Raw genomic sequence first — 9720 nt, forward strand, 5'->3', positions numbered from 1 at the left:
ATGACAGACTCAATTAGCACCGGCCTACTTAGCGAAATTTCAGTACGTGAAAAGTATGGTTCTACAACCGTTGGCAAAGAAAAACAGGAGCTGGGACAGGATGTTTTTCTGGAGTTGATGGTGACGCAGATGCAAAACCAGAATCCACTAGACCCGCAGGATAGTAGTGAATTTGTTGCCCAGCTGGCGGAGTTTAGTTCGGTGGAAGGTCTGGATAAGCTGAACAATACCATGGGCAGCTTTGTTGATTCCTTCCAGTCCAATCAGGCATTGCAAGCTTCGGCCATGGTTGGACGTTTTGTGAAAGTGGATTCGACTAGCGCTTATCTGGGTAATGACGGCTTAATCGCCGGCACCATAGATTTAACGCAGAGTACTAACGATCTTAAGGTGCAGATCTTTAACGCAAGCGGTGAGCAAGTAGCCGAAGAACTTATGGGTGAAAACGCTGCCGGTGAAATACCTTTTGCCTGGGATGGGGTTGATGGCGAAGGCAATCGATTGCCGGCCGGTCAGTATACCTTTGAAGTCACCGCCAATTATGGTGGTAATCCGGTTCGATTAAATACCGCATTAAGCCATAACGTCGACAGTGTTAGCGTCGGCGCCAATGGTGCTATTAGCTTAAATATTGCGGGTGTTGGTACTAAATCGATGTCAGAAATTAGAGAGATTTTATAGTTCGTCTATTTATAGTTCGTCTATTGATAGCCGCTCTATATGTCGAAACAATTTTGATATTGTCATAACTCAATGATTAACAAAGAGGTAAGTCATGACCTTTAATACCGCGCTCAGTGGGCTTCGTGCTGCTAATACGGATTTGGAAGTAACCGGTAATAATATTGCCAATGCCAGTACTATGGGTTTTAAACACTCGCGTGCTGAGTTTGGTGATGTTTATGCTAGTTCGTTAGTGAACAGTGTTAATGATAAAACGGGTAATGGTGTATCAGTGAATGCGATTGCCCAACAGTTTGATCAAGGTGTTTTATCCTTAACCGGCAATAGTTTGGATTTGGCCATCGATGGTAGCGGATTTTTTATTTTGTCGGATAGCTCTGGCGCGACCAGTTTTACTCGTGCAGGTTACTTTGGTTTAGATGAATCGGGTTTTATTACTAACAATACCGGTTCGCGTTTGCAGGGCTTTTTGCCAACAGAATCGGGGGGTGTCGGCGGTACGCCTGATGACCTTCGCGTTCAGGCTATCGATTTGCCACCAAATGCGACCCAGCAAGTGGATTTATTATTTAATTTGGATGCAAGAAGTGCCAGTCCCGTTAATACTACCTTTAATCCTCAAGATGCCGATAGTTTTAATAGCTCAACTTCTCTAACCGTGTTTGATAGCCAGGGTCAATCTCATGTGCTTTCAAGCTACTTTGTAAAATCGTCATCACTAGACAATGTTTGGAATATGTATAACTTTATTCCGGATGCCAACGGTGTTTTACAAAATGTATTGGCGGATGGAGAAATCAGTGCGGTAGTAGCTGCAGCAACAGATGCAAATAACCAAGCACAAGCTGCACTCAATAACGTGACGGAAGCAGTAACTGCCGCCACTACGGCTGTAAATTCGTTTTCAGTTGCTAATGCAGCAGCACTGACGGCAGCTTTGAATACAGCTAGAGCGAGCTTAGTTACAGCTAGTACTTCAGCGGTGACACCAGCTTCGGGCACGGAATATCAAGGCGTTATTGACTCCATCGATGTAGCCATTGCCTTAGGCAGTAATTCCGGTGATGCGGCCAATGTTTCCGAGGCGCAAGCTATTTTGGTTGAACTTAATAATGTTGATGCATTAACGGCGACGGCTGCTGGTAGTTCCGCTAGTATATTGGCTGACTACACCGCTATATTTGGCGATGGAAAATCATACTTTGAATTAACTTTTGGTACAGATGGTACTTTGCAAAGTACAGATCCATTGCAGTTAAATATTAATAACTGGAACCCTGATAGTGCCAATCGATCCTCAACTGATGGTTCTACGGCAACGGTTTCTGATTTTATTATTGATATAAGCCGGTCTACCCAGTTTGGCAGTGCCTTTGCAGTGACTAAGGTTGACCAGAATGGTTCTGCCGCCGGCCAATTAAATGGTTTGGAAATTAATAACGCCGGTGAAGTCTTTGCCCGTTATACCAACGGCGAAGAATCGCTATTGGGCCAAGTAGCGATGGCATCTTTTGCCAATGAGCAGGGCCTGATTCCGCAGGGTGAATCTTCATGGGTGCAGTCGCTTGAATCTGGTAACGCTCAAGTGGGCGTTCCGCTAGCCCGCAATTTAGGTGCAATACAGTCAGGTGCTCTGGAGGAATCCAATGTGGATCTATCGGCAGAATTAGTCCGCCTAATTGTTGCCCAGCGTAACTTTCAGGCCAATGCAAAAACTATCGAAACAGCTGATGCCGTGGCCCAGACCATTATTAATATGCGATAGCTAATACCCGCTAGTTAGTTTGCTCAGTATTACCCTAAAGCCGCGATTTTCTTCGCGGCTTTTTTGTTTCGGGCTTTTACCTTTAGAGCAAACTTGGCATTCATTTTGCAATTTACCTAATAACATAAAAATGCTAACGAAAACCTTTAAATACAGTGTTTTCACGCCAAAAGCGGCAAACAAGTTCCACCTGATATTGCCAGGCGGCAATCATTATCAAAGCGGAGAACAATATGGATAAGGCGGTATATATAGCCATGGCAAGCGGTCAGAATATTATGGCGGCGCAGGCTATACATGCAAATAATCTCGCTAATGCCAACACCACTGGATTTCAGGCGGATTTTGCTCAGGCCAGATCATTGGGTGTTTATTACGGCGAAGGTCTTAGCACCCGTGCTTACTCCCGTGCCGAAAATCCCGGTACAGATTTTAATCGTGGCGCCCTTAATGAAACCGGTCGTGATCTTGATATGGCGGTAGAGGGTGATGGTTGGATTGCCATTCAGGCCCCCGATGGCAGTGAGGCTTTTACCCGCGCCGGTTCATTAAAACTTGATCCTACCGGCCAGTTATTAACCGGCAATAACCTGCCGGTGTTGGGTAATGCCGGTCCCATCGCACTCCCGCCGGCGGACAAAGTAAGCCTGGGCGCTGATGGCACCATTTCCATTCGACCTGCTGGCCAGACTACCGATGTATTGGCCACCATCGACCGGATCAAACTGGTTAAGCCTGATAGTGTTGATTTGGTGAAAGGCAATGATGGTTTGATTCGTCATCGTGATGGTGAAAAACAATTGCCTGACGCCAGTATTCGATTGCGTTCCGGTTTTCTGGAAACCAGCAACGTCAATGCAGTCGATGAGTTAACCAGCATTATGGCTCTGGCTAGGCAATTCGAAGTTAACGTCAAAATGATGAAAGTCATCGAAGAAAATTCTAGCGCAGCATCGCAGGTGTTGCGCACCCAATAGTGTTTATTGGCTAGCTGTATTGCAACTGCTAGTAGCGAAGTTTAAAGCTTTATAAGAGGTTATATATGAATCAGTCATTGTGGATTAGTAAAACAGGCTTAAGTGCGCAGGATACTCGTCTGGCCACCATATCCAATAATCTGGCCAATGCGGCAACAGTCGGCTTTAAGCGGGACGATGTGGTGTTTGAAGATTTGCTGTATCAAATCCGTCGTCAGCCCGGTGCACAGTCTTCGCAAGATACGCAGTTGCCCTCTGGTTTACAGGTCGGTACCGGTGTTCGTGTTGTCGGTACGCAAAAAGAGTTTTCTGCCGGCAGTATGCAAATTACTGATAAGCCTTTGGATTTGGCGATCATTGGTCGCGGCTTTTTTGAAATTTTACTTCCAGACGGCAGTGCAGCCTATACCCGTAATGGTCAGTTCCAGATCAATGCCGATGGCGCCATGGTGACGGCAGGCGGTTTGGAACTTCAGCCAGGTATTACCGTACCCGATGATGCACAAACTGTGTCCATTAGTTCCGATGGTATTGTTCAGGCCACTATTGCCGGTCAACCAGACCCGCAGATATTAGGAACTTTAACCGTCACTAACTTTGTAAACCCTACCGGATTGCAGGCCATTGGTTCCAATCTATTTACCGAAACAGCGGCCAGCGGTAGTCCTAATACAGGCACTCCCGGTAATCAGGGTTTGGGTAGTATTGAACAGGGTTCCTTAGAAAATTCTAATGTGGATGTGGTAGAAGAGCTAGTCAGTATGATTACCACCCAGCGAACCTATGAAATGAATTCAAAGGTGATTTCGACAGCCGATCAAATGCTGCAATATATTTCGCAGAATCTTTAGATCTAGCTAATCAATTAAGATCATCATGTTAGGTATCATATGATAAAGCTAATGAGTCGACAGTGTATTTTAGGTGTATTGGTGGCACTGCTTTCGGCCTGCGCCATTGGGCCGCAGCCTTTGCCGGATGACCCTGCCTATGCGCCGGTGATTCCAGCCGCAACAGAAATCCCCAAGCCAAACAGCGGTGGCATTTATCGCCCGAATTTTTCAGTAGCTTTATTTGAAGATCGTCGCGCTATGCGCGTAGGCGATATTATTGCGGTTATTTTGAGTGAAAGAACTCAGTCCAGTAAAACCGCTGATACAGAAATTAGTAAAGAAAATGCGATCTCGATGGATGCCGGTACGGTGCTCGGTGTCGTGCCTTCGCTGGGTGATTACAACTTACAGACTGCAATCAATCAGAATCGTGAGCTAATCGGTGAAGCGTCCAGCGATCAGAGTAATAGTCTGAGCGGTAGTATTGCCGTTACAGTTTCAGAAATTCTGCCTAACGGTTTAATGGTGGTGCGAGGCGAGAAATGGATGACCTTTAACCGCGGTGAAGAATTTATCCGTATTCGCGGTTTAATCCGTCCTGAAGATGTGCAGCCCGATAACACCATTCTTTCCACACGTTTGGCTGATGCAAGAATTACTTATAGCGGTACTGGTGACTTGGCTGATGCGAATAAGCAAGGTTGGGCTTCCCGTTTCTTTAATAGCCAATACTGGCCGTTTTAATGGATGTTGAGTGTTCTTATGTTGTTATCTAATTTACGTAATCATAAAAATCTGGCGGTGAAATGCCTGATAGCGATTGTATTGTTGTCGACAACGACGCTATCGGTGCAGGCAGAGCGATTAAAAGATATTGCTGATATTGCTGGTGTGCGTGATAACCCATTAATCGGTTATGGTCTGGTAGTCGGTCTGGATGGTACCGGTGACCAAACTAGGCAGACACCTTTTACTACTCAGTCTTTTCGTTCAATGTTGCAGCAGTTAGGTATTCAAATACCTGAGGGCCAATCTTTTCAGCTAAAAAATGTGGCAGCGGTAACAGTCCATGCCACTTTGCCTCCCTTTGCCAAGCCCGGTCAAAATATTGATGTCACAGTTTCATCTATTGGTAATTCAAAAAGCTTGCGCGGTGGCAGTTTACTGTTGTCGCCTCTAAAGGGCGCCGATGGTCAGGTTTATGCCATTGCACAGGGCGAATTAATTGTTGGTGGTTTGGGTGCTGAAGGTGAAGGCGGGTCAAGTATCACCGTTAATATTCCCAGTGCTGGTCGTATTCCCAATGGTGCAATAGTTGAGCGTAGCATTGCTAATAGTTTTTCTCAGGGTACACATTTGACCTTTAATTTGAATCGCCCGGATTTCACCACTGCTCGTCGCGTTGCTGAAAGTATTAACGAGCTACTTGGTTCAAATATTGCGAACGCTTCTGATGCAACTTCAATTCATGTCACCGCACCAACAGATCCAAACCAACGTGTTTCATTTATGTCGCTACTGGAAAACGTAGAGGTTGATCCAGGCAAAGCGCCAGCAAGAGTGGTGATCAATTCACGTACCGGCACCATCGTAGTGGGTGAACATGTTCGGGTGCGAGCAGGTGCGGTTACTCATGGCGGTTTAACGGTCACCATTACCAATACTGCAGCAGTGAGTCAGCCCAATGCGTTTGCCGGTGGCGACACAGTCATAGTGCCGCAAACGGCAGTGAGTGTCGCTGAAACAGCGAATCGTATGTTTGCTTTTGAAGCCACTACTACGCTGGATGAATTGGTTAGAGCGGTTAATGAAATTGGTGCCGCGCCAGCGGATTTAATGGCGATTTTAGAGGCGCTGAAGCAGGCCGGTGCCTTGCAAGCTGACCTGATTGTTATCTAACGGATATTATTTGTGATAAATGCAACTAGCAACCATGCCAGTGTCGGCGCTGATTCTTATACCGATTTGGCCAACCTGAATGCCATTACGCAATTGGGTCGCAAGGATAAAGCTCAGGCTTTGGAGAAAATTGCCGAGCAATTTGAATCCATGATGGTGCGAATGATGATGAAAAGCATGCGTGCTGCTAATAGTGTTTTTGCTGAAGGTAATATGCTTTCCAGTCAAGAAGGCGATATGTATCAGGATATGTTTGATGACCAAGTGGCCTTATCACTATCGCAAGGTAGAGGTATGGGCATTGCTGACGTTATGATTCGCCAGCTGAATCAGCGCTATGGCAATGAGCAACCATCAACTAAAACCGTTAGTGTTCAGCAATATCTTGATAGACCTAATAATCACAGCGAATTTATCGCCGGTATGCAAGCGGCAACAGTGACTGCCAGCAAAGCCAATAAAGACTTGTCGACTAAGCCAATGGCGATGGAGTTTGATGGTAGCCGTGAAACATTTATTCAAAAGATTTACACCATGGCCAAGCAAGCGGCTGAGAAACTAGGTGTTGAACCCGAAGTCTTGATTGCACAAGCAGGACTGGAAACAGGTTGGGGTAAAAAAATCACCCGCATCGGTGATCACAGCAGTTTTAACTTGTTTAATATCAAAGCGGATAAGCGTTGGCAGGGCGATAGTGTAACCGTGCAAACGCTGGAAGTGCATCAAGGCATGCCCGTTAAAGAATATGCTGCGTTCAGATGTTATGACAACCCGCAACAAAGCTTTGATGATTATGTGGCGTTTATTAACAATAGCCCGCGTTATGAAGAGGCGCGTCAGGCTGATGATTCCGAATCTTATATTCATGCATTGGCACAAGCTGGTTATGCCACTGATCCACAGTATGGTGAAAAGATTTTAAGCATACTCAACAGTTCGGCAATGAAAGCCGCAGTAAAACAGGCGGTAGCCATTCAGCCTTTGGCCATGGCTGAACACTAAGGTAAAGTATTATGTCATTATTAGGTATAGGTGCTAGCGGTCTTGCTATTAGCCAAACCTCTTTGCAGGTAACGGGTAATAATATCGCCAATGCCGACCAGCCCGGTTACAGCCGTCAACGCGTTGATGTGGCCACCATGCCGGAGCGATTACAAGGGTCAGGATTTGTTGGTTCTGGCGCCATGGTTAATGATATTTCTCGGGTGGTTGATGGGTTTCTGCTTAATCAAATTCAACTGGATACCGCCAGCTATAATAATCTAGATATTTTTAGTTCCAATATTGAGCAGTTGGATAGCTTATTGGCGAATGACTTGAGTGGGCTTGGCTCCGCGATGGGTAATTTTTTTACCACTATTGAAGCCAGTGCGCAAAATCCAGCTTCATTGCCCGCCAGGCAAGCAGTAATTAGTGAAGCCAATGGTCTTGCACAACAAATTAATACCTTGAGTGCGAGGGTTCTACAGCAGTCTGACAGCATTAACGAGCAAATTAATGTATTAACCGCTGAGGTTTCGGCGTTGGCTTCCGGCATTGCTGTACTCAATGCATCGATTGAGAATGAAATTGCTCGAGGTTCCGGTGCAGAGCCTAATCAGTTGCTCGATCAGCGGGACGAGCTTTTAAGACAGTTATCTGAGTTGGTGGCAGTAACAACCGTTGAAAATAATCATTCTTTAAATGTATTTGTAGGTAATGGTTTGCCGTTGGTGATCCGCGGTGATGCTGCGCGCTTAAGTACTGAAGCCGGCTCTCGAGAAAGTGGTAACCTTGATATTACCTTTGTTGACCAAAACGGCGCTGAGCGAGTGATTACCGATTTTATTTCTGGCGGCAAGCTAGGTGGCCTATTAGAAATCCGCGATGAAGTCATAGTCGATGTTATTAATTCATTGGGGCGATTGGCAATTGGTCTGGCAGAATCAGTGAATCGGCAAAATGCTCTCGGGGTTGATCTTGATGGTAATCTTGGCGGCAATATTTTCAGAGGTATTAATGAAGGTGATATGCCCAGTCAGCGAGTGATCGCCGATGCTGCCAATTCAGACCCTGATAACCAGTCACTAGCAGTTAATATTACTGATATAAGCCAGTTAACTATTGATGATTATATGCTTGTCGTAACTAATCTGGATGGTGATGCCAATGCTGACTATCAAGTGGTTCGAAGTAGTGATGGTATGGAAGTTTATAGTGGTAGCGGTACCGGCGGTGCAGAGGTAATTAATGTTGGTGACGGTTTCGAAATCGCTATAGATGGATTAACAGCAGCTAATGTAGCAGAAGGCGATCGTTTTTATATTCGTCCTACCCGCAGTGGTGGTGCGGATATATCGACTGCAATAACACGAGGGCAGGAGCTTGCTTACGCTGTGCCCATTGTCACCGATGCAAAAACTGCCAATACTGGCCAGGGTACTATCAGTTCTGGCCAGATGCTGGATTTAGTGGATGATTCAGATCTTGATTTTTCACCATCAGTCTATACTTCGGCGGGTGAATTAAACGGTGAGGTGCTGGTTCGTTTTACTTCAGCAACGGATTACTCTGTATATGCCAACTCCGATGCGACAGCACCGGAGTTATTATTTAGCAGTACGATTATTGCGGGGCAGGCCAATCAGCTTTTTGATAATGATCCTGCGGATGCTAACTATATTGGCTTTCAAGCGGAAATTACCGGCACTCCTGATGCAGGCGATGAGTTCACTATTAATTTTAATGCCAATGGATCGTCAGATAATCGCAATGCCGTCGCTTTAGCTCAGCTTAGGACTACAGGTATTTTTGATGGTGGCTCAAGTAATTTTGAAAAGGCCTACGGTAATTTGATTCAAGAGCTGGGGACAAAAACTGCGCAATCTCAAATCAATCGCGATGCGGCGCAATCATTATTATTTCAATCACAGGCTAACAGAGATTCTCTGTCTGGGGTGAATCTAGACGAAGAGGCTGCTAATCTTATTAAGTTCGAGCAGTCTTATAATGCTTCGGCACAAGTTGTCAGTATTGCGCGGCAGATTTTCGATACTTTATTAGATAGTTTGCGTTAATTATTTCTAATTGCTATAGCTTAAAATAGGTTAAAACGATGGCTATTCGTTTTTCGTTTCTACAAGGGTTTAATGACAGTGTGCAAGGTATTTTGCGTGCCCAGCAGCAAACTTTTCAAACCCAGCAACAAATATCATCAGGACAACGTATTCTTAATCCGGCGGATGATCCGGTGGCCTCTGCGCGTATTGCACAGATCAATCAGGAATTGTCTCGGGTAGACCAGTATATTGATAATGCTGACGCTGTCGAGAATCGTCTAGTGTTAGAGGAAAATCAATTACAGCAAGTATCCAATTTGCTATTTAGTATCAGAGAGCTAACAGTGCAGGCCGGTGGCTTGGCATTATCTGAGGTAGATCGACAGGGTATTGCGACGGAAGTCGATGCCCATCTGGAGCAATTATTTGATCTTGCCAATACCCGTGATGTCAATGGCGAATATATTTTTGCCGGTTATCAAGGCGAGGTACAACCGTTTGTTAAAACTGAAGCCGGTGAATAT

9 protein-coding genes are annotated in these 9720 nt (G+C 45.4%); all 9 read left to right on the forward strand.

The window, feature by feature from the left end:
• On the forward strand, window positions 1-681 hold a 681-nt coding region (locus AACP44_RS07125), incomplete at its 5' end, for a flagellar hook assembly protein FlgD (protein ID WP_339339786.1).
• A gap of 94 nt (window positions 682-775) precedes the next feature.
• Complete coding sequence (locus tag AACP44_RS07130; RefSeq protein WP_339339787.1) at window positions 776-2449, forward strand: flagellar hook protein FlgE; 1674 nt, start codon at window positions 776-778, stop codon at window positions 2447-2449.
• A gap of 233 nt (window positions 2450-2682) precedes the next feature.
• Window positions 2683-3426 carry a flagellar basal body rod protein FlgF gene (locus tag AACP44_RS07135; RefSeq protein ID WP_339339788.1) on the forward strand — a complete coding sequence of 248 codons (744 nt, stop codon included), beginning with the start codon at window positions 2683-2685 and terminating at the stop codon, window positions 3424-3426.
• A gap of 65 nt (window positions 3427-3491) precedes the next feature.
• Window positions 3492-4277, forward strand: coding sequence for a flagellar basal-body rod protein FlgG (gene flgG / locus AACP44_RS07140; protein WP_339339789.1), 786 nt, complete (start codon window positions 3492-3494; stop codon window positions 4275-4277).
• A gap of 39 nt (window positions 4278-4316) precedes the next feature.
• Window positions 4317-5003 carry a flagellar basal body L-ring protein FlgH gene (gene flgH / locus AACP44_RS07145; protein WP_339339790.1) on the forward strand — a complete coding sequence of 229 codons (687 nt, stop codon included), beginning with the start codon at window positions 4317-4319 and terminating at the stop codon, window positions 5001-5003.
• An 18-nt stretch (window positions 5004-5021) separates the two neighbouring features.
• Window positions 5022-6158, forward strand: coding sequence for a flagellar basal body P-ring protein FlgI (locus tag AACP44_RS07150; RefSeq protein ID WP_339339791.1), 1137 nt, complete (start codon window positions 5022-5024; stop codon window positions 6156-6158).
• A 12-nt stretch (window positions 6159-6170) separates the two neighbouring features.
• Window positions 6171-7160, forward strand: coding sequence for a flagellar assembly peptidoglycan hydrolase FlgJ (gene flgJ, locus AACP44_RS07155; protein WP_339339792.1), 990 nt, complete (start codon window positions 6171-6173; stop codon window positions 7158-7160).
• Between the two features lie 11 nt (window positions 7161-7171).
• The gene (flgK, locus tag AACP44_RS07160; protein ID WP_339339793.1) at window positions 7172-9214 is read left to right on the forward strand and encodes a flagellar hook-associated protein FlgK; all 2043 of its coding nucleotides are present in this window, start codon (window positions 7172-7174) and stop codon (window positions 9212-9214) included.
• A 38-nt stretch (window positions 9215-9252) separates the two neighbouring features.
• A partial coding sequence (gene flgL, locus AACP44_RS07165; protein WP_339339794.1) for a flagellar hook-associated protein FlgL occupies window positions 9253-9720 on the forward strand: 468 nt, incomplete at its 3' end.

The organism is uncultured Oceanicoccus sp. (assembly GCF_963968385.1).
GTDB lineage: Bacteria > Pseudomonadota > Gammaproteobacteria > Pseudomonadales > Dasaniaceae > Oceanicoccus.